Here is a 21,074-nt window from a genome sequence, read left to right on the forward strand (position 1 = left end):
TGGATAGGCGTTAAAAATAAGGGTAAAGGATGAATAAGTATTTTTTATTAGCACTGTGTATTTATAATGCACTTGTGTGCGCTGATGAAGTTGATATGGAGACTATTGGGGTAGTCGGGCAAGCACGGGGATCAGGACGCTTACATAGATGACTTTATCTTAGATATGCAAAATGCTCAGGCTGCGCAAAATGAGTCAGAGCTCCAAAGTTTGCAAGCCGATCTTGACAACATGATGGCGTACTTGAGTAATTGGGGGCGCGATGAGAATGGAAACCTTCAATACAGTTCGGATAACGACCCTAAAACACAGTCTAAAAGCAATAATCGTAAATTTTTAGATAAAAATAAGTGCGGAACTAAACCTAAAGAAGGCAACCCGATTGATGTTATATCCGGTGAAAAAACCCAGTTAATTACCGACTATACATCGGCTCATCAGATCCTTCCTTTAACTATTCAACGTCTATATAAGCCGCGAGAGTTTAGCGCTTTTTATTATTCCAATCATTTAAATCGATGGGTCTCTGCATCAAAGTCAAATGATTGGAGTGCCAGACACCTGCCTGATGAAGGTTTTTTGTTGCTGGGATGGCGCAGTAACTGGGATAAGTACTACAAGGTGAGAAGCCTTCAATCTCAGGTATCTACCTTAATGCATGGAATTGCGGGTTCGTTGCGCATTCAAGAGTCTGAATCTTTCGATTATTCAGATGCTTTTTGGTATTCTTGGGAAGAGGAATATTATGGCGAAGCCGATTATGGTGTTATTTCGGAGCGTTTGGATGGAGAGAGTTTAGGGCAAGTTGCAACGAGATATACCAGTGAAAATACTCAAATCACTGTACCTATCGAAGTAAGCTATACAAGATACAAAAACCGTAAACTTCATGAGTATTACGACACAGGCGAATCTTGGTATGATTATCAACTGCCGGATGGCCAGGAGTTCTTTGGGGCAGCTTATACTAACGAAAATGGCATTGTTGATCATTATAATTACATAGGTCAACTTGTTAAAAGAGAAGATTTAAAAACCGGTATTACGCAGACCATAGATTACGTGACTACTCAGTGGACGAATATTGTTACAAAGCTAACAATCACGCGAAGTGATGGCTCACAGCTCGTTTTTAACAAAACCTTTTTTGATGAAAATACTAAAAGCGGGCCAGTTAAACAAACCATTGTCACCTTACCAGACAGCAGTACAATAGAGTATAACTTTTCATTAATAAATAGTGGTACCAACGTGTGTGGGCCGTATTCAACTTATGGCTGCGGGGATGCATACTTTCATGCGTTGACTTCGGTTGTACACCGTAATACTTCTGGAAGTATCATTAAGTCTCAATATTATCAATACCTAGATAACAACGCATTTGATGCAAATGGTGAAGTTAAACCCCGCGCTTTTGCGCTACGTGCGGTTGGTTTAGGCAATGGCACAAGTCGTTTATATGAAAATGGCGATTTCCCTGAAGTGGTCACCCCTTATGCGACATGGACCTACGACGATAACTTTAAAAGCATTGGCTCGTACCATTATCTAAACACAGCCAGTGGAGTCCAACAATACCCGTTGGCAACGTTTAACCGTAGCGGTGATCAAATTACCGTGACAAAAGGTGCTGATACTGTTTATACGGTTGAAGACGGGCAATTAAAAAGTGTTATTGGGCAGCCATCAGGCGCTTGTTTACAAAGCGAAACCCATTTTACTTATGACAGCCATAATTACCCATTGGTAAAAAAGACATTATCAGATGACGAAAATGGGGGATATTTAGAAACACATTTCGAAACACGTAATCAGTACGGCTGGCCAGAACGAGTTACTGTTAAAAAAGAGGGCGCAAGCCATGGGGTTACCACTGAAACAATATGGAAAGACACGGGTGAAAAACTCCCCCTGAGCATAACCACGCCAGATGGCACAACCCATTTTGTTTACGAAACGGGTAACCCTAGTTTAATAGATCACACTGTTACACACTACACAGATGGCGACAGTGAACATTATGAATACACCCATACCCACCATAGTAATGGTCTATTAAAAAGAACAACAATTTATGGTCCAACTGGCGGGACGTCGGGCAAAGTCCCAATGACCGAATATACAGAGTTTGATAGTCAAGGGCGTGTGGTTAAACAAGGGATAAATAATAAAGAAGTTAACTACAGTGATTTTGATGCAAATGGCTACCCTCAACTGACAGTTAGTGCTGATGGCTCTTACCTTTACCAATCGTACGACGCCTATGGAAACGTGACCGGCAAAACCTTTTTTGCAAGTGGTTATTCACCCCCAAGTAGCTTTTTCCAGGGAATTTATGATTGGTCCTATGAGTATCAATATCCAAGCTATTCTATGCACGGACTGTTAAAAAAAGTTACTTCACCGACAGGAAGAGTGGTTGAGTACTTTTATACCCCTGATGAAAAAATTGACTATATCGATTATGGAAATGGGGTTATTGAAGCATATGAATACAATAACAGAGGTAAATTGTGGCGCAAAGCTTATAAAAAGAATGGTATTGAAAAATACCATGTTGAGTATGCCTACAACGCTCGTGGAGAATTAGAAACGACAACAGATGCCATGGGTAATACGACCACAGTGCTATATACAGAAATGGGTCGAATTAAATCGATTACTGACGGTGAAAATAATTTAACTCAGTATAACTACGCGATTAACCAAGACAAGTCTGCAACTCGGGTTTTATTACCAGACAATAGCTATCAAGAGTCGATATTTGATTGGCAAAAGTCATTAGATAAATTAGAAATTGGTATGGACAGTGGAGCGGTCGAAGGGCTATTTGAGTTTAACTCGAATAAAGCTGGCACAGCGTCAACAGATAAAATAGGTCAGATTTCACCACTTACCTACCAAACTACCAAAAGTGCAGTTAGTGCAAGTCACTATTCTACAACAATAACCAAGCAGACACCTGGGTTAAGTGGAACCAGAGTCGACACGGTGACTTCAAGCAATTATGGCCAGCAAAAGACACATATGGCGACTCTAAACTATCCGCCAGCTGAATATACTGGGCCAACGAGTCAAAGCTATAGTTATACAGATCACACCTCAGGTACGGGTAAACATCAGCTTCAGCAAACAAGCGCGACAGGTCAAATTGTATCGATATCCTCAAGTTATCAATACAACAACAAACATGCCTTACTGAGTTCATATACCCAAAGTATCAATGGGACCAACTATACAATAGGGTTTAGATACAATACTGAGGCAGAATTAACAAAACTCACTTACCCTTCCAACAGAGCGCTGGAGTACGCTAGAGATAGCCAAACTGGGGAAATTACCTCATTGACTTTTAATGGTCAGCAAATTATTTATGGTATTGAATATGAGCCAATGGGGCCCCTGAGTTATTATAAAATTAACAACCCAGGCAGCGACCAAGTTGTTGACTTTGTATATAACCAAGCCTACCAGCTTACCAGTATCACGGGCAAACTTACTTTAGGGTATACCTATGATAACAATGGCAGTATCACCGATATAACAGACAGTACCCATGGCAACCATCATGACTACGGTTATGATGAGGTGAATCGTTTGACCTATGAAGCCTATTCGGGGGATAACCAAACGCCACAGGGCTATAGCAGTGCTAATATCTATTATGATGGGGCCAACAATCGCGATTATACCGAACAAAATTTTGCTGGCTTTACCCGGACGCACAATTACCAATACACCAACGCTGGTGTCTTAGGAGACATTGATAGCTATCAATCAAACGGCGCGAACGCATCTACCTATGATTTATCATTTAAAAATGATGGTCGAGGGAGCCTGTCAATTGACACAGCGGCTGGCTCAAATGTCACGCCAAATTTAACCTTTAACGCCTTTGACCAGCTATACGAAAGCCGTCAGCTAGACAATAACGGCAATATTATTGGCAAAGTACGTTATGGTTACAATGCAAGCAAACAGCGTGTATTTAAGCAGATAGTCCAAGGCCCTGGCAGCGGCACCAGTTATCAGTACATTTATGCACCGGGCTCAGAAAAACTATTAGCAGAATATAAAAATGGTGTACTGGACAAAGAATACTTGTATTTGGGTGATAGATTGGTGGCCATTGCCAAAGGCAGCCAAGTTTACATGGTTTACGGTGACCATTTAGGCCGTCCTCAGGTTATCTATAATCTGACCGACTTGGGCAATGCCAGCCCACAACCGGTATGGCGTGCGCGAAATTTTGCATTTAACCGCAAAGTGGTAACGCAAAATAGTAACTTTGGTGAAATGAATATTGGCTTTCCGGGCCAGTATTATGATAAAGAGTCGGATTTATGGTATAACTGGCACAGATACTATGATGCAAAACTTGGGCGCTATGTTTCAAGTGATCCGGTTGGCTTAGATGGTGGCATTAACGCCTATGCGTATGTGAGCGGCAATCCGGTGATGTTGGTTGATCCAGCGGGATTGGCGGTTGAAACTCCTTGGGATCTGTTTAACGTTGCGTTGGGAGCAGCTCAAACAGTATCAGATTTTAAAAATGGAAATTATTTAGAGGGCGCTATTAGTGCTGCTGGTACTGTTGTAGATGCTTGTGCGGCTGTTCTTCCATTTGTTCCTGGTGGAGTTAGTACAGCAAATAAGCTTAGAAGGGTTACAAAGAAAGCAAACCCTCTCGATGGAACTACGTTTACCGATAAAGTTAAGCGGCAAATGAACGGTAAGGATACTGATCACAATTTCCCAACCTTAGTTGATAAGCAAGCCGATGCAGCCTCAGTTAAAAAGATTACTGGCGGTGATGGGATTGAGCGAACCAAGGTTGAACTTCCTGGCAGTATCAATGGAAAAGACGGGAATTTCAGTTGGATAATTGAACCCGATAAAACAATTAACCATCGTCAATTTGAAAGGCTTAAGAAAAAATAATATGAGTTACTCGCAATTTAGTGAATATATAAAAAGCTGTGGAGTGCCTAGAACTGAGGCAGAGGGTGGAGAGATAGCTTTGACTAAAGCGGATGCTCTCAAGGCTGTTGAGCTTCTATCTGATTCTGAGTTGGGTATATTGGGCGGCGATGTTTATGAGCTTGAAAGTGATGGATATTTTCGCCCAACTTATGACAATTGGTATTGCAATAAAGATGATCTCCCATCATCTCAGTTTGTTCGCCTTAGTCATGAAAAAGCCATTCAATATTTACAGAATTACAAAGAAGCTGATGGCTTGAATATCAGGTATGTTTTAGTTGTTGATGCTTAATTGATATTTTTTAATCTCTCATGAAAAAACAGCGGCAAGGTTTTAATCTTAGCCGCTGTTTTTACTTAAACCACAGTAAAAACCAACTTCTTGTCATACACCTCAATGGTGTAAGGCGTCCCAATCTCAAACCCGGCTTGCTCAAGCCAAAAGCCCCGTAAATTAATCCAAGGAATTTTACGCCAAGCGCCTGCGCCAGTATCGTTTTTTAAAGGTGATCGACAGGGTAAGTAAATGGTGTATTTAAACAGATACTCCAAGGCCCAGGCAGCGGCACCAGCTATCAGTACATTTATGCACCGGGCTCAGAAAAACTATTAGCAGAATATAAAAATGGTGTATTGGACAAAGAATACTTGTATTTGGGTGATAGATTGGTGGCCATTGCCAAAGGCAGCCGAGTTTACATGGTTTACGGTGACCATTTAGGCCGTCCTCAGGTTATCTATAATCTCACCGATTTGGGCAATGCCAGCCCACAACCGGTATGGCGTGCCCGCAACTTTGCGTTTAACCGCAAAGTGGTGATGCAAAATAGTAACTTTGGAGAGATGAATATTGGCTTTCCGGGCCAGTATTATGATAGCGAGTCAGACTTATGGTATAACTGGCATCGATACTATGACCCAGCATTAGGGCAATACATCTCCAGTGACCCAATTAAGCTTGCAGGTGGCATTAACACCTATGCTTATGTTGGTGGCAATCCAGTGATGAATGTGGATCCGACGGGATTAGTATCTATTCTTTTAGATGGTGGTGCATCTGGAATTGTCGGTGGAGGTGGTGACGGAGGCTTAGGAATTTGGTTTACATCAGGCGGAGATCAAGGAGATATAGACGCGGGTATTTTAGCTAATGGAGGTGGCGGTACTGGCTTCGATATTTCAGCGGGTTTTAATGCTACTTTCTTATTAGGGGGAAGAGAAAATATTGATGGAACAACTATTTCTACTACAGGTGACTTTTTAGGTCTTTCAATATCTAGCCATATAAACCCTCAAACTAAAGAATGGACTGGTTTTAGTTTAGGTATTGATGTAACAGGTATTCCTGGATATAAAGTTACGGCTAATAATACTGAGACATATAGCATACGAGATTTTCTGAATAGAAAATTAAATTCGCCACATTCTCCGAGGCCAAATAGTGGTCGCCCTAAACATTTACTTCAATGCCCGACCAGATAGGAGGATTTATGACTTTAGTTCGCAAAGTAAGGCTATCTTTATTAATTCTTTTTTTATGCTTAATACTATTAACCTTACTGTCTGAGCAATACTCTACGTTAAGGGAATTACAGCCATTACCTGTATTTTCATTATTTATACTATATATAATATATTTTATTCGGCTTAAATGTCAGTTTTGCAACAAACCACCTTATCAAGGCAAAGGTGACGGAGTGATTAGAAGTCCAATAGCGTATATTTTAATTAGAGGAAAATGTCCTAATTGTCATAAATAAATAACAGTGTACTGGTCAAGCAATATCGGACACTTTTTGTTTAGAATTTTCAAACTCAATTGGTGATAAGTCGCCGTTAGCTGAATGTAGCCTTTCTAAGTTGTAATACTTAATGTAAAGAGCAACATTCTGATTTATAAACGTCCTTGTTGGTTGGTTGATCTTTAATATCCAATCATGCTTCAAACTACCGATGAATCGCTCAACCACTGCATATCCCAACACGCACCTACATCCCCCATGCTGGCCCGCATCCCATAGCGCCCCAACAATTTTTGATAGTCTTTGCTCGTGTATTGCGAGCCTCTATCACTATGAAAAACCACCCCTTTAGGTGGTTGACGTAAGTTATGCGCCTTTTTTAAGGCTTTAGACACTAGATCAACGGTCATACGCTTGTCTATGTGCCAGCCGACAATTCGTCGTGAATATAAGTCCATAACGACGGCTAAATACATCCAGCCTTCACCGGTTTTTAAATAGCTCACATCTCCAGCCCACACCTGGTTCGCAGCTGTTGGATTGAAATTCATGTTCAAAAGGTTATCAGCGACTGCATCAGTATGTTTGCGTTTGGTTGTAACCTTATAAGCAACTCTCTGAGCCACCTTAAGGCGCAAACGGTGCATAATTTTTCTCACAAAATACCGACCAACTTTATAGCCTTCTTTACGTAATCGCTTTACCATTTCTCGGTTGCCTAAGCTTCCTCGGCTTTTTTAAACAAGTCCCGGACACGCCGGTAAAGCTTCAATGTATTGATATCTATCAGCTGAGCAGGCCGATTCAGCCAGTCGTAATAACCGGATTTACTTACTTTTATTACACGGCAAAGTAAAAACAACCAGTTTCGCCTACCGACTATTAGTGGGAGTGGAAAGGTAAGCAACCCCAAGGAGGTAAATATGGTGGATATAAAGATCCTAATGGACCTAACAGTCTACACCCTGATTTAGAGCATGAAGAACCAATAGGACCACATTGGGATTTTAATGATAGAAAATCTCCAGGGTGGAGAATAGATCAGGATGGAAATGTAACACCGAAAAAATAACTTTGGGTTTAAATTTTATGAAAGAAATATCGTTAAATAATGAAGAATTTAATTACTTCCAGGAAGTATTGTCTGTTGATACTTTAATATGTCGCTTGATAAATAAATTTTGGACTAGTAGTGATTTTGAATTTAAACTTTTATTACCAAAAAACTTTGATGAAAAGAAAATCAGTAATTATTCTTCGGGTTATAATATTTGTTCCTCTCTTGATGCAGAAACGCCAACCGATTGGGTTGCTAAGTATATAGGAAAATCAATATCAATAAGAGGATGTATCGCTGTTTTTGATGATGTAATGGCATCTAAAATAGATGCTAACAAAATGAATACAACAGCATTTACGCTTGATGAAAATATTATGCACTTTCTAGCTAAAGCAAATTTAGTTGATTTTATGCAAATTAAATCTCTAATTTATGCGACTAGTGTTAGTTGGCATTTTCTAAGTGTCATAATAAATGAGCCTCTTGAAATTAATTTTAAAACAATGAGTGAAATTCAACTTTCTGATTTAATTAGAAAACTCGACTCTATTATCCTGGGGGCTTTAGACGGTGAAAGCTATATTATGTGCTGTAAAAACAAATAATAATATCACTATTGTTTAACTTTTAAAACGCGGTGCTCCATAGGGCGTTTTTCTTTCTACTTTGTTAAATTATCTCCCTGCCCCCTGTGTCAGAGTAGTCTTTGTTCTCATGGTAAGCAATTGGTCAATAAAGCTAAATTCACTCTCAAGCTTATCGTATTCACTCTAAACTTGAGCTTTGGCACGGATTTCAAATAACCCATCGCCCATCGACTTAGTATGAGGAGGCCCCAAGTTTGCACCATGCTTTTCCATCAGCTCTAAAAGCTTAATCATGCGAGCTTGTATTTTGGGTGGCATATCGAGGATCTTATCCTTAACGCCATCGTAAAAGTCGATCTTCCAGCTCATTGGTATCCTTAACTTAGGTTATCATAAATGATAACTCTGGTCGCGCGGCTTGTCTAGAACTTAACCGTCTTGTCTGAGTAGAACTCTCAAACTTTCAAGGATGGTTTGCAGCTTAAACCATCTTTGCCAAAGGCAGCCAAGTTTACATGGTTTACGGTGACCATTTAGGCCGTCCTCAGGTTATCTATAATCTCACCGATTTGGGAGATGCCAGCCCACAACATGTATGGCGTGCCCGCAACTTTGCGTTTAACCGCAAAGTGGTGACGCAAAATAGTAACTTTGGAGAGATGAATATTGGCTTTCCGGGCCAGTGTTATGATAAAGAGTCAGACTTATGGTATAACTGGCACAGATACTATGATGCAAAACTTGGGCGCTATGTTTCAAGTGATCCGGTTGGCTTAGATGGTGGCATTAACGCCTATGCGTATGTGAGCGGCAATCCGGTGATGTTGGTTGATCCGGATGGATTAGAGCCTATCTATGGAAATTCACCATTTGCAACAACTTCAAATGTAATTGCAATGGAGCACGGGCATTTGCCTCAGTGGACAGGGAAAGATGCTTTAATGGGCACGGCATTAAGCCTAGGGCCTGTTGGCTTGGTGATGTGCAATGCATCAGGAGTATGCGCTTGTGCACTAACGGCTGGTTCAATGTCTTCGGGGGAGTTACCTTTTAGTTTTAGGTTTGGAGTTGTAAAGGCAGCAGGAACACTTCATCCTCTGAGGCAGGCTTATGTTGATGAAGTGGCAGGGCTATCAAGTAAAGCTGCTCAGATGCGTAAGGCTGGTTCATCCAGCGAAGATATTGCAAGAGCGCTACATGCAGAAAGACGTAATCTCGGCGTAAAGTACAAGGAGTTAACTCCCGGATACAAACGACTGGAGATATACACCCGCAACATCCAGAAGTATGGCGATAAATTAGGCCCTTCAATCGACTATTTACGAAATGTTAAAGGTAAATCGTGGGATCAAATTATCGAAAGTGCATCTCGTAGTGGTGGCAAGGATCTAGGGTTTTAGGAGTTAAATGTATGCAATGGTTACAGTCAAAAAAACGTTTTCAAGATGTCGCCAAATACGATGAGGAATCGGGCGAATTCGAGATTTTGGATCGTAATTCTCCCGATTGTCCAAAAATGTTAGATGGTTCTTTTGAAATTCTCGCGGGGATATTTGTGGCGCTTTTTAAGGCTGACCTGAAACTATTTATTGGGATAGGTGATAAAACATTTCAGCTCGATGATGACTTGGTCATAAATGTTAAAGGCGGAGCATGTGACCGCTTGCTCATTATTGAGAAGGACAATGCTGTGTTAGTAACAGTTGAATACTCCATACAATCTAGGGGTACGACTATTGGTGACACAACAGCCTTTATTGATGATGAGGATTCTGACTATGGACTCTTTCTGTGTAATATTTCTAAGGACGAAAGTCGGCAGAGGGTTCTTTTAGGTCTTGATTGATAATCTAATGTTACAAAGGGGATAGAGGCAAAAAACGGACTTAAGATTGAAGGTTTTACAGGACATGGTGTTCAACGAGCAGTTGGTAATAACGCTGATCGAGCAGGCGTCTCCCCTCAAGGAATATTAGATGCACTAAAAAATCCGTTGAAGATTGGTAACATTAAGACTGACCAGCTTGGCAGACCGAGCCAAAGATTTATAGGCGGTACGGGTGAAGTTGTAGTGAACCCCCAAACTGGAAAGAACATATCTGTTAACCCAACTTCGTCTAAGAAAGCAGCGAGATTAATGCGTCAGTTGGAGAATTCTCAATAATGATTCTTAGTCGAGAAGAAGTTCTATATTTGCTCATGATACTCAAGTTAACACCCGATTTGCGTCTGGTATTGGAGGCGATTTCGGCGGAAGGCGGAGAGTTAAATGAGGATCAAGCTGATGAATTGAGGGATTTGTGTAACGAAAAGTTGGATATTTGTGGTTACGATGAGAACTATAAGCTCAACGAAAACGGTAAAAAACTTGAAGCATTGGTAGATAAGCTGTTTATAGGGTAGTTACGCCATTTCAAGGTAAATTCCCTCTTATGTTACAAAGGGTGCAGGGAAAACAGTCAAAGAAGGGATATATGAATTTACTGATACCTCTGGGAAAAAATATTGTGGTCAATCGTGCAATATTCCCAATCGCCTTAAGCAGCATCAAAAGACTGGTAAGTTAGACGCTAATCAGAGTGTTCAAACAACCGAAGTCCTAGGCGGTAAAACCGCACGTGAAATTGCAGAGCATAAACGTATTCAGGAAATAACTGGCGGTGTGCCAGCTCGTTTCTCTGACAAAGTATCTAATAAGGTTGATCCCATCGGCCCTAATAGGAGTTATTTACTTGACTAAGAATGATCAGTTTTTTATCGATGATGCTGAAAATAATATGGGGCGCTGTCTTGTTCTAACTGCGCCTTGGTCGGATAGTATTAAATCAATAATCGAAAAGGAAAATATTTCTGTACTACGATTAAGTCAGTCGGCCGGATGGAAAGGGGATGATATATCCTTTTTAAAAGAGTTGCCGAGTCTCCGAGGTGTGGAGGTTTATTCGTGGGGAGTTAAAGACTTAACCCCTTTGCAATCGTTAAAAGGGCTGGAGTATTTGGGGTTGCAATGCGAGTTTAGCAAGGCTCCGGATTTTTCTGATTTTAAAAGCTTGAAAATATGTAAGCTGTTATGGCGCCCGAAAGCGAAAACTGTTTTTGCTTGTAGTGGCTTGAGTCTACTTAATATAGTTAATTACCCTTCTGGTGATTTAGCTGATATTGAAAGTATGAAGGATTTACAGCGGCTTCAATTAACGTCAAAAAAGCTCGTTTCTCTATCGGGAATTGAAAAGCTGGTGTCACTATCAACTTTGGACTTGGCAGAATGTTCTAAGTTGGAAAACTTGTCTGGAGTGGAAAGGTGTCAACAGTTGGAAACAGTGGAGCTTGAGGGGTGTAAAAAAGTACATGATATATCTTTACTTGGCGATCTAGAGAATATCAAAAATCTAGTGCTAACTGACTGCGGGAAAATCAGATCATTACAACCGCTTGCTAGCTGTCGCTTGCTTGAGAATATTACTTTTGTTGGTGACACGATTATTGAAGACGGTATTCTGGCCCCACTGTTGGATATACCCCAGTTAAAAAAAATGTGGTTTGTCGATAAGGAACACTACTCTCATAAGAGGGATCAGGTGGCAACAATATTGTCCTAGTCCCAGTAGCCCAAGAACGTAAAACTGACTGATTTTTCTGTTCTCAAACCTTAGGCGAGATAAACTGATGGATAATAAATATGCAGGCATGACGGTAAACGAACGTTTATATGTAAGTGGTTTGATGGGAGAATTTGATGAAGCAGTTAAGCAAAAAAATTCAGAGACGGTCAGAGCTATTCTTGAAAAGGTTGAGCTTACTGAGGCATCTATAAAACCAATACTGGAAAGACTAGAACTGTAATGAGCCCCGAATATCGGGGCTTTTCTGTGCCTACGATATATGGGCAAATAGCGTGTATTTAAGCAGATAGTCTAAGGCACGGGCAGCGGCACCTACTATCAGTGTGCATTTAGGCCGTCCTCAGGTTATCTATAATCTGACCGACTTAGGCAATGCCAACCCGCAACCTGTATGGCGTGCCCGCAACTTTGCATTTAACCGCAAAGTGGTGATAAAAATAGTAATTTTGGAGAGATGAATATTGGCTTTCCGGGCCAGTATTATGATGCAAAATTTGGGCGATATGTTTCAAATGATCCGGTTGGCTTAGGCGGTGGCATTAACGCCTATGCGTATGTGAGCGGCAACCCGGTGATGTTGGTTGATCCGGATGGATTGGAAGTAGTGACAGGGCTGGTGTGTGCAGGCGTCGTATTTTTTACGGATTTGAGCTTGACTATGGCTAGCTTTGAAAGCCTGCAAGCAGGCGATGACGATATGTCGCAACCTTTATTGGAACTAATTGATTATCAGTTATCTGATATCGACGATTGTGACAATGACAGCTCCGTTAAGAGAGCACAACTAGAAAAAATTAGGAAAAATGTAGTATTAAATCAAACTAGGATCGCGGCTTTAGGTCTAGATCCTAGTACTGCAACCTCTTCTTCGGCTTTAGCAGAGTTAGGAGGAGTTGTTTGTGGAATTCTAATATTTACACCTGCAATATAAGGGGGATAAATGAAACAAAAGTTTTTGATGGCTATTGCTTGCTTTGCTTTTTTTGCAGGAACGAGTCTATCAACTAAGTCGTTTATGTACTTAAATTTCATACAGGATAAATATGGTGCATCTAGTAAGTATGAAGATAGACTATATGATATTCGTTACATTGAATCGCTCGGTTGCGAAGATTTTAAACCAATCCTATATAACAGAATAACAACTTATAAAAAGGATCGTGAAATGTTGTTAGGGGCGATGGATAAGTTAAAAATTAATCTTTATATATTGGTATCAATATTCTTTTTATTTATATTGCTATCGTTAATTAATTACTTAAGCTGGAAGAGATCTCAGCAAAGATTAAAAGTCGATTGATTTTAGATAAGATGGGAATGATGACGGTGGTCTGATTTTATAAATTATTGTAGTCCATGGTAATATCGACATTCTTGTTTCCTCGCCGTATCGACAGATTGATGGTGAAAATTTATCGATTCGAATGGTGTATTGAAACAGATAGTCCAAGGCCCAGGCAGCGGCACCAGCTATCAGTACATTTATGCACCGGGCTCAGAAAAACTATTAGCAGAATATAAAAATGGTGTACTGGACAAAGAGTACCTGTATTTGGGTGATAGATTGGTGGCCATTGCCAAAGGCAGCCAAGTTTACATGGTTTACGGTGACCATTTAGGCCGTCCTCAGGTTATCTATAATCTGACCGACTTAGGCAATGCCAACCCACAACCGGTATGGCGTGCCCGCAACTTTGCATTTAACCGCAAAGTGGTGATAAAAATAGTAATTTTGGAGAGATGAATATTGGCTTTCCGGGCCAGTATTATGATAAAGAGTCAGGCTTATGGTATAACTGGCACAGATACTATGATGCAAAACTTGGGCGATATGTTTCAAGTGATCCGGTTGGCTTAGACGGTGGCATTAACGCCTATGCGTATGTGAGCGGCAACCCGGTGATGTTGGTTGATCCAGCGGGATTGGCAAATACTGCTGGGGTCTATTATTTTGATTCAACATTTTCACCAAATGAACAAGCTCAGCAAGCTGCAGCGACCGCCAATTTTCTTTATGAATTAAGCCCTGTTAGCAATGTGGTGGGTGCCTACGGGTGCGCAGCAAACGGAGATGCTAAAGGCGCTTTATGGAACATAGCGACGCTGGCGCCACCACTGAAAGCTGCTAAAGTTATAAACAAAGAAATGACAACTCTGTATCGCGCCGTCGGTCCTGATGAATTGGCTGACATCAAAGATACAGGAAAGTTAATTAATCGAGGTTCTGCTGAAGGAAAGTATTTTACAACTTCATCTGAGCATGCATCTGATTATGCCAAACAGGCTGTTAATGCATTTAAGGATCCACCTTACACTACGATTAAGACTCAGGTACCAACATCTTCATTACCAAAACCCGTAAGTGTTGATGGTGGCATTCCTGCTTATGTTGTACCGAATCAATCCCTAAATGGGCTAAAACCAGAAGTTCTAAATTCAATGGCGATACCAAAATGATGAAGAAAGAAGCAACCATATTTGTTCGTTTTCTGACTACAGAAGAAGGTGGTCGCCAATCCCCGATTGAGAGCGATAGATATGGTTGCCCTTTGATGATTGATGATACTCAGGGTTTTGATTGTCGTTTCGTTTTAGATGGAGTTACGATTTTTGAGCTCGGCAAGGAATATGAAATAGCGGTTAAGTTTCTTAATCCAGAGAATGCTTTCAGCCACCTAAGTGAAGGTGATGAAATCTCTCTTTGGGAAGGTAAGAAGATAGGCGCCGGCATCGTTAAAAAAATTTTTACTGACTCCGAAAATTAAATGTTACAAAGGGGGGAGGAGATACAACCACTTTATATCGCGCGGTATCTCAGGGTGAACTTAAAGATATTTCCGAGAATGGATTTCGAATGGGCAGCAATGCGATGGGTAATAAGTGGTTTGCAGAAAGCGCAGAAGATGCCGCAGCTTGGGGTAAAAAATTCTTTAAGTGGGATAAAGAGCCTGTTTGGACTATAAGAGTAACAGTTCCAAAATCACAAGCAGATACATTCATGAGAATGCCTAATTTAGACGGTATTGGGCCAGCGAGATCGGTGGATGCCCAACAGTTAAAAGCGCTTAACTCGAGTGCTGATGTTGGAGTCCTGATGGGCAATGCGTTTAAAAACTAGGAGTTGATAATGAATAAATCACTAGTTAAGTTTAATTGGGTTATTGAAAGTGACTTTAGATATCCAAAAGATAGTCGCTTTTTCTGTACTGGCTACACTGGGGAAAATAAAGCTGATAATCTATTCAGTATAGTAGTTGAACTAGTAAATTTTGATGGAGACGCGAGAAATGCGACTGAGGCGGAAATTCGAGCACTATCTGAAGATATGGAAGACTTTCTTCCCAAAAAAGGAGAAAAGTTTTTTATCACATCTGGAGCAAAAATAGTCGCAGAAGGTCTTTCACTTGAACGCACGTTTTAGAATAATTCAAGATCTGGTTAGGCTGAGGTTTTCAATATTAATTATGCTTCGGGTATTTTTAAACTTCTTACTTGAACTACTCGGTCTATTCACGCCAGTTGGTGCGATAAATGAGATAACGAATTACAGCTACGATGCTTATTTGAATGTTGCAACTATTCATACTAACAATGAGCACAGACTAGGACTTAAATCCGACTCTCGGTTCGTTGCGGAACAATTATTTACTTTATAACACCTGAGTTAACTCATTGCTGATCCGGTAATGTTACAAAGAGTGCAGGCCAAATAAAGCGGGGATGTGATGAAATCAATTATACTTATATTAGTTTTATGTTTATTTGTGACCAACGCGTTTTGGCTTTATAACGCTTTAGATAATGGTGTGAGTAATGATTATTCTAAACAAGCAAATATGGAAAAAGATAGCGCTGTTAAGACATTATTATTATTAAGCAATATTTTTTCTAAAGGACAACCTCTGGATGAAGTGTTATCAAGATTAAATTCATACACTTCATCAAATTTAATTAAGGTTAAATCTAGTGCAATTTTTGTAAATTCAGTTGTTTTGGTTTTTCAAAACAATGTACTAGACGAAATAAAACTATTGAGTGAGCTTACTGCTGAAGAGTATGAACAGTTTGAAAAATAGTTTTTAAAAATAGAAATATAATATACACGATAAACGCCATTAAAAGCTGTTTAACTACTCCATTTTTGAGTCAAATTTTTATCCTTTTCCCAGTCTAGTCTCCGGTTCTTTTAAACCATTTGAATACAAAACATCTCGTATTGCATATTATTTTGTTTATAATATGTGAATTGTGTTTTTTAAATTTAAATTTTTTTGGGGGTGGGTAAATTGAGATGTTCGATTCGGTTAATCGCCAGCTTGGCTATTTTTTTGGTATGTTCGGCGTTTGCGCATAGCTCAGATGAAGAACTCAATGCGTTAAGTTTAAAGCCTGATGTTAATAAAAAAGGTCAAAGCTTATATCTGTCATTTTGCGCGGGCTGTCATAAAAAAGACCTGTCCGGAGCTGTTGGTTTTAATTTAAAAGATGGTGAATGGATCCATGGCGATAAGCCAACTGACATTTTGCGAAATTTACAAAATGGGTTTAGCAGTGCGGGTATGCCGGGATTTAAAAATGCGATCTCTTTAGCCGATCAAAAAGCGATAGTTGCTTATATATTATCTAAACGCGAAGGTTTTGAGCAGTTAACCTATCAGCTTTATCAGCTAGACAGCGATGATGATTATAAAATCGAAAGCAAAGATATAGTAGCCTCGGGGCGGTTAAAAAATAACTATCTTGATTTTGAGTTGCCTGAAATTAAACACTATATGATTGAGTTTTCTGGACAGTTTCATGCACCAAAAGATCAGCCGAGTTTTTTATATGCGGAAAAAGCAGCAGGCGTGCGCTTAGAGCTATTGGTTAACGGCAAAGCTGCTAAAGTGAGCAAATATGCAGATGTACAACGCTGGCCGCTGTTACCAGGCAAACAAGCGTTAACACTGCGCTTTTATTCAAACCATGCGAAAGCATGGGTACGTAACCCTGCGGTTTATGTCACCAATGCTAAAGATAAAATAAAGCTATTTCCTGTTTCGTTACGGGCGTTGGCCCAAAGCAAAGATGCCACTTTTGAAGTTAAAGCCGAATCAGCTTATCTGGTTGAACAAAAGAAAATTATAAATTTACCCCCTTATTCAATTGCGGTGGGTGCGCCACAAAAAGTCAATTTTTCGTTTAATAGCCGCAGTTGTGCTGTTAACGCGCTATGGTTAGGCGATTTATTAAATATAGGGCCTAATATCGGCGGGCGCGGTAAAGATGGCAGTATTCCGCTTGGCGATTGGTTATATCATTCACCGCAAGTGCTGCAGCCAAAAATTGCCGATGGGCAAGTGTGCCAGTTTATTAAATACCGCTTACAAGGTTCACCCGAATTTTATTTCTCGCTTAATGGACTGCAACTCAAGTTAGTTGCTGATACTCAAGTTGCTGAGCAAATCACTTTTAATTATTTTGTATTAGCTAACCCGCAAGAGGTAACTCAGCTTTCGTTTGAGTTACCAAAAGTTCAAGCCAACAAGCTATCCGTATCTAGCCAAGAGGCAGTTTTAACAAATGAGCGTTTGCAGTTTGATATTAATAAACATGCAAAGTTTTCAATTAACATGGCGTGGTAGGGCTGCATTATGTTTACTAAAAAATTTAATAATTTATTTTCGTTTATCTGTGTTTGTGCACTCACTTGGCCAGCCGGTGTGGGTGCTGCTAAGTCAGTATATAAACCGGACGGTTATCAAATTCAAACGGTGCAAACCCCCGCCAATATTCGTTTTCATATCACTGGGTTAGACAGTGATAACAAGGGGGACTTATATGTTGCCACTCGAATCGGAGACGTTTGGCGTTACCGGCAGCAAACATGGTCTAAGTTTGCATCTGGGCTACATGAGCCAACGGGCTTGTTGGTCGATGATGATGGCTCAATTTTAGTGGCGCATAAACCTCAGCTCACGCGTCTGGTAGACATAGATAACGATGGTATTGCAGAAGATTATATTCACGTGGCGAGTGGTTGGGAGTTTCATAACGATTATCACGAATTTAACTTTGGCCCAGTTAAAGATAAACAAGGTTATTTGCATGGTACGCTAAATTTAGGCTTTCAAGGCGGTTATGGCGGGTATCGAGGTTTTGCGTATAAAGTCAGCCCGTCGGGAGAGTTTACGCCTTATTCATGGGGCTTAAGATCGCCTGCAGGTATTGGTATTCACCCTAATGGAGATATTTTTTATTCTGACAATCAGGGAAGCTGGGTTGGCACCAGTAAAATTCACTTATTAGAAGAAGGTAAATTTTACGGTACCCCAAATTCTTTAAATGAAGCGCCGGGCGCCAAAGGGCGCTGGCAAGATCAATATACGGTTGCTGAGTTAGACCAAATGCGCGAGACCCCTGTTGTGCTTTTGCCCCATGGCGAAATTGCTAAATCACCGGGTAATCCAGAGTGGGATTTTACTGGCGGTGCATTTGGGCCTTTTAAAGGGCAAATGTTTATGCCAGATTTAACTATGTCGAATATTTTTCGGGTGATGTTAGAAAAGGTTAATGGCCAGTATCAGGGTGCGGCTATTACTTTTATGAATGGCTTTCAAAGTGGCAATATTCGTGCTGAGTTTGATACCCAAGGCCAATTGTGGGTTGGCCAAACGGCGAGAGGGTGGGGAGCCGAAGGCAATAAACCTTTTGGTTTGCAAAAAGTAGTTTGGGATGGCACAAATCCATTTGAACTGCTGGATATTAAGCTTACTAAAACCGGTTTTAAATTGTCTTTCACCGAGGCACTTGACGCAGCAAGTGTCAATGCTGCTCAGTTTAAGGTGCAGCAGTGGCATTATCATTACCATAATAAATATGGCTCAGACAAGGTTGCCTTAAAAGATATTAAAGTGGCTTCGGTTTCACTTGCAAGCGATAACAAGTCGGTTCAGATCAAGCTGCCACTAACGGCTGGTAAAGTGATGGCGATTGATTTTGCTCAGCTTAAAAGTCAATCAGGGCGCAAGGTTTCTTCTGGTAAGGTGTTTTATACGCTAAACCAAACTTACTAAAGATAAAGCATTTAGGTTTATGGTGGTTTAAAACAAACGAGCTTAGCGCCTTGCTAAGCTCGTTTAATAGCCGTTTTAAAAGCGATTAAAAAATCGACTTTCTTCGTATAAAGTTTCTGGTTTTTGGCCGGGCTGTTTAAATTTCACTTCAAAATAAAAGTCGTTAATATCTTCAGCCAAATATTCAGGCGCCACTCGAATGCTAATAGGAACACTCGCAACATCACCCGCTTTTACCTTAACTTGCTGCGGGCCAACCCATTCAAACTCATCGGCTAGCTCGGTAGCGGTTAATAAGTAAGTGCTTTCATGTTGCGACTTATTCATTAATTTTAGCGTAAAGGTGTTTTCTATTCGGCCATCAAAGTTTTCTCTAAACAGTTGGTTACGATCGCGAATAATATCCACGTCAAACGACTGCAAGTGCAGCATCGCATTGGCAAATAGGGTTAACATCACCAATAAAACAATGCCATAGCCGATAATTTTAGGGCGTAACAGCTTGGTTTTACCGCCTTCTAGCTTACGCTCTGTGGTGTAACTAATGAGATCGGGTTGGTAGCCCATTTTATCCATAACCCCATTACAGGCATCAATACAGGCTCCACAGTTAATGCATTCGTATTGCAGGCCGTTACGAATGTCGATACCGGTTGGACACACTTGCACGCAGAGGTTGCAGTCAATACAGTCACCTAAGCCTTTTTCTTTGGGATCGACTTTGCGTGAGCGAGGGCCGCGTTTTTCGCCCCGAGCTGCGTCATAAGAAACGGTAAAGGTGTCTTTGTCGAACATGGCAGACTGGAATCTGGCGTACGGGCATATGTGGGTACACATAATTTCCCGCATATAACCTGCGTTTCCGTAGGTGCAAAAGGTAAAAAAGATCACCCAAAAGCTAACCCAAAAGCCGGCTGAAAAAGTAAAAAAGTCGAGGTAAAGATCACCTATTGGAGTAAAGTAGCCAATAAAGGTTAAGCTGGTGTGTAAGCTAAAAGCAATCCAAAAAAAGTGTTTTAAAAACTTTTTTCTAAACTTTGTTACCGACATGGGTTGTTGGTCTAACTTCATGCGTTGGTGGCGACTGCCTTCAATTTTTTCTTCAAACCAGATAAAAATAAAGGTCCAAACGGTTTGCGGACACATATAACCACACCACACCCGGCCTAAAAAGGTGGTCACAAAAAATAACGCAAAAGCAGAAATAATAAATAGCCAAGCGAGCAACATGAGATCTTGTGGCCACAAAGTGACCGAAAAAATGGTAAATTGTTGTTCGGCAAGGTCTAATAAGATGGCTTGATGACCTTCATACCTAAGCCAGGGCAGCAGCATAAATAGCCCCATAAAGACAAAACCCATGCGCCTACGTACGGTTTGGTAAATGCCTTGCACAGCGCGCACATAGATTTGATTACTGCCGCTGCGCGCTTTATCTTTAGAGGATTTTGCTGGCTGTATCTTGACTGGCGTTGTATCTGATTTAACCTTAATATTGTCTGTCATAATGTGAGAGGCGTCATTTACGGTTTTAAGATGGATACTAAGTATAACGTGAATTGCCGCATGAGCGGGCAGTTAATTTTATAAATTTAACTAGATAGTGAGATGGATCAATATGTCTAAAACATTGATAGTGGTTGTGTTATTAGCCGGGGGATTATGGTACGCAAGCCAACAACCCGAGTTCCAAAAATATACCGATAAAATTGTTGGAGAGGTCTGGCAAACGGCCGAGGATTCAACATTAAAAACTCGTAAATTGGGACCCGATCGTTTGTATTATCACTTTTCTGCTCAGCTAGATTCGTGGTCTAAAGGTGCCGCAGAGGCGCTTGAAGAAATATCAGAAGATAAAGAATCTATCGAGTATTTTCGCGCCAGTTATTGTAAAGAAGCAGTTAATTATCATCCGGTTTTTTCTGAAGATGAGTTAAAAAAGGTTTGCCAAGAAGCCGGTACAACCTTGAATTTACTTAACCGCTAAAAATCTTAATTTGTCATCAAATTATCAATTTATGTTA

The 21,074-nt window shown here is 40.5% G+C and carries 24 protein-coding genes and 1 pseudogene; 21 read left to right on the forward strand and 4 right to left on the reverse strand.

Annotated elements, in window-relative coordinates:
* Nucleotides 1–165: 165 nt before the first annotated feature.
* Entirely contained in the window at nucleotides 166–4,941 is a 4,776-nt protein-coding gene (locus C727_RS0103150; protein ID WP_017444179.1) for an RHS repeat-associated core domain-containing protein, read from the forward strand.
* A gap of 1 nt (nucleotide 4,942) precedes the next feature.
* Nucleotides 4,943–5,275 carry an Imm40 family immunity protein gene (imm40, locus tag C727_RS18950; protein WP_051008715.1) on the forward strand — a complete coding sequence of 111 codons (333 nt, stop codon included), beginning with the start codon at nucleotides 4,943–4,945 and terminating at the stop codon, nucleotides 5,273–5,275.
* Nucleotides 5,276–5,340: 65 nt separating this feature from the next.
* On the opposite strand, the gene C727_RS19955 is transcribed toward imm40, so the two are convergent.
* Nucleotides 5,341–5,535, reverse strand: a complete 195-nt coding sequence (locus C727_RS19955) for a SymE family type I addiction module toxin (RefSeq protein WP_017444181.1) — start codon at nucleotides 5,533–5,535, stop codon at nucleotides 5,341–5,343.
* A 117-nt stretch (nucleotides 5,536–5,652) separates the two neighbouring features.
* On the opposite strand from C727_RS19955, the gene C727_RS19870 reads away from it, so the two are divergent.
* The gene (locus C727_RS19870; protein WP_155949155.1) at nucleotides 5,653–6,465 is read left to right on the forward strand and encodes an RHS repeat-associated core domain-containing protein; all 813 of its coding nucleotides are present in this window, start codon (nucleotides 5,653–5,655) and stop codon (nucleotides 6,463–6,465) included.
* A 293-nt stretch (nucleotides 6,466–6,758) separates the two neighbouring features.
* On the opposite strand, the pseudogene C727_RS17865 reads toward C727_RS19870, so the two are convergent.
* Nucleotides 6,759–7,581: pseudogene (locus C727_RS17865) on the reverse strand (IS3 family transposase); the annotation flags it as partial.
* A gap of 233 nt (nucleotides 7,582–7,814) precedes the next feature.
* Here C727_RS17865 and C727_RS0103175 point away from each other — a divergent pair.
* The gene (locus C727_RS0103175; protein WP_017444183.1) at nucleotides 7,815–8,390 is read left to right on the forward strand and encodes a hypothetical protein; all 576 of its coding nucleotides are present in this window, start codon (nucleotides 7,815–7,817) and stop codon (nucleotides 8,388–8,390) included.
* A gap of 165 nt (nucleotides 8,391–8,555) precedes the next feature.
* On the opposite strand, the gene C727_RS17870 is transcribed toward C727_RS0103175, so the two are convergent.
* Entirely contained in the window at nucleotides 8,556–8,741 is a 186-nt protein-coding gene (locus C727_RS17870) for a type II toxin-antitoxin system RelE/ParE family toxin (RefSeq protein ID WP_017444184.1), read from the reverse strand.
* Between the two features lie 146 nt (nucleotides 8,742–8,887).
* On the opposite strand from C727_RS17870, the gene C727_RS19700 reads away from it, so the two are divergent.
* The 16 genes from C727_RS19700 to C727_RS0103265 all read left to right on the forward strand — a co-directional run bounded on the left by C727_RS19700 (nucleotide 8,888) and on the right by C727_RS0103265 (nucleotide 19,050).
* Nucleotides 8,888–9,772 carry an RHS repeat-associated core domain-containing protein gene (locus C727_RS19700; RefSeq protein WP_017444185.1) on the forward strand — a complete coding sequence of 295 codons (885 nt, stop codon included), beginning with the start codon at nucleotides 8,888–8,890 and terminating at the stop codon, nucleotides 9,770–9,772.
* Between the two features lie 11 nt (nucleotides 9,773–9,783).
* Nucleotides 9,784–10,218, forward strand: a complete 435-nt coding sequence (locus tag C727_RS0103190; RefSeq protein WP_017444186.1) for a hypothetical protein — start codon at nucleotides 9,784–9,786, stop codon at nucleotides 10,216–10,218.
* 317 nt (nucleotides 10,219–10,535) lie between these two features.
* Entirely contained in the window at nucleotides 10,536–10,775 is a 240-nt protein-coding gene (locus C727_RS17875) for a hypothetical protein (protein ID WP_017444187.1), read from the forward strand.
* A gap of 67 nt (nucleotides 10,776–10,842) precedes the next feature.
* Nucleotides 10,843–11,112 (forward strand): GIY-YIG nuclease family protein, encoded by a 270-nt coding sequence (locus tag C727_RS19960; protein WP_420196315.1) that lies wholly within the window; start codon nucleotides 10,843–10,845, stop codon nucleotides 11,110–11,112.
* Nucleotides 11,105–11,971: a leucine-rich repeat domain-containing protein gene (locus C727_RS0103205; protein ID WP_017444188.1), complete on the forward strand. Its 867-nt coding sequence runs from the start codon at nucleotides 11,105–11,107 to the stop codon at nucleotides 11,969–11,971. Before C727_RS19960 ends, C727_RS0103205 begins: the two co-directional genes overlap by 8 nt.
* A 67-nt stretch (nucleotides 11,972–12,038) precedes the next feature.
* On the forward strand, nucleotides 12,039–12,215 hold the full coding sequence (locus tag C727_RS19680; RefSeq protein WP_017444189.1) for a hypothetical protein: 177 nt from the start codon (nucleotides 12,039–12,041) through the stop codon (nucleotides 12,213–12,215).
* A gap of 234 nt (nucleotides 12,216–12,449) precedes the next feature.
* Entirely contained in the window at nucleotides 12,450–12,926 is a 477-nt protein-coding gene (locus C727_RS0103220; RefSeq protein WP_017444191.1) for an RHS repeat-associated core domain-containing protein, read from the forward strand.
* 9 nt (nucleotides 12,927–12,935) lie between these two features.
* A complete protein-coding gene (locus tag C727_RS0103225; protein WP_017444192.1) occupies nucleotides 12,936–13,295 on the forward strand; it encodes a hypothetical protein in 360 nt (119 codons plus the stop codon).
* A gap of 132 nt (nucleotides 13,296–13,427) precedes the next feature.
* Nucleotides 13,428–13,739 carry a hypothetical protein gene (locus tag C727_RS0103230; protein WP_017444193.1) on the forward strand — a complete coding sequence of 104 codons (312 nt, stop codon included), beginning with the start codon at nucleotides 13,428–13,430 and terminating at the stop codon, nucleotides 13,737–13,739.
* Nucleotides 13,736–14,452: an RHS repeat-associated core domain-containing protein gene (locus C727_RS19875; RefSeq protein ID WP_017444194.1), complete on the forward strand. Its 717-nt coding sequence runs from the start codon at nucleotides 13,736–13,738 to the stop codon at nucleotides 14,450–14,452. Before C727_RS0103230 ends, C727_RS19875 begins: the two co-directional genes overlap by 4 nt.
* Nucleotides 14,449–14,760 carry a hypothetical protein gene (locus tag C727_RS0103240; protein ID WP_017444195.1) on the forward strand — a complete coding sequence of 104 codons (312 nt, stop codon included), beginning with the start codon at nucleotides 14,449–14,451 and terminating at the stop codon, nucleotides 14,758–14,760. Before C727_RS19875 ends, C727_RS0103240 begins: the two co-directional genes overlap by 4 nt.
* Before the next feature lie 89 nt (nucleotides 14,761–14,849).
* The gene (locus C727_RS0103245; RefSeq protein ID WP_017444196.1) at nucleotides 14,850–15,113 is read left to right on the forward strand and encodes a hypothetical protein; all 264 of its coding nucleotides are present in this window, start codon (nucleotides 14,850–14,852) and stop codon (nucleotides 15,111–15,113) included.
* Between the two features lie 9 nt (nucleotides 15,114–15,122).
* Entirely contained in the window at nucleotides 15,123–15,416 is a 294-nt protein-coding gene (locus C727_RS0103250; protein WP_017444197.1) for a hypothetical protein, read from the forward strand.
* 304 nt (nucleotides 15,417–15,720) lie between these two features.
* Nucleotides 15,721–16,071, forward strand: coding sequence for a hypothetical protein (locus C727_RS0103255; RefSeq protein ID WP_017444198.1), 351 nt, complete (start codon nucleotides 15,721–15,723; stop codon nucleotides 16,069–16,071).
* A gap of 210 nt (nucleotides 16,072–16,281) precedes the next feature.
* Nucleotides 16,282–17,619, forward strand: a complete 1,338-nt coding sequence (locus C727_RS18955; RefSeq protein WP_017444199.1) for a c-type cytochrome — start codon at nucleotides 16,282–16,284, stop codon at nucleotides 17,617–17,619.
* 9 nt (nucleotides 17,620–17,628) lie between these two features.
* A complete protein-coding gene (locus C727_RS0103265; RefSeq protein WP_017444200.1) occupies nucleotides 17,629–19,050 on the forward strand; it encodes a PQQ-dependent sugar dehydrogenase family protein in 1,422 nt (473 codons plus the stop codon).
* 75 nt (nucleotides 19,051–19,125) lie between these two features.
* Here C727_RS0103265 and ccoG read toward each other — a convergent pair whose 3' ends face one another.
* Nucleotides 19,126–20,556: a cytochrome c oxidase accessory protein CcoG gene (gene ccoG, locus C727_RS0103270; protein ID WP_017444201.1), complete on the reverse strand. Its 1,431-nt coding sequence runs from the start codon at nucleotides 20,554–20,556 to the stop codon at nucleotides 19,126–19,128.
* A gap of 112 nt (nucleotides 20,557–20,668) precedes the next feature.
* Between ccoG and C727_RS0103275 the strand changes: the two genes are divergently transcribed.
* Nucleotides 20,669–21,037: a hypothetical protein gene (locus C727_RS0103275; RefSeq protein ID WP_017444202.1), complete on the forward strand. Its 369-nt coding sequence runs from the start codon at nucleotides 20,669–20,671 to the stop codon at nucleotides 21,035–21,037.
* The last annotated feature ends 37 nt before the right edge of the window (nucleotides 21,038–21,074 follow it).

It is taken from the genome of Gayadomonas joobiniege G7, assembly GCF_000300815.1.
Classification (GTDB): domain Bacteria; phylum Pseudomonadota; class Gammaproteobacteria; order Enterobacterales; family Alteromonadaceae; genus Catenovulum; species Catenovulum joobiniege.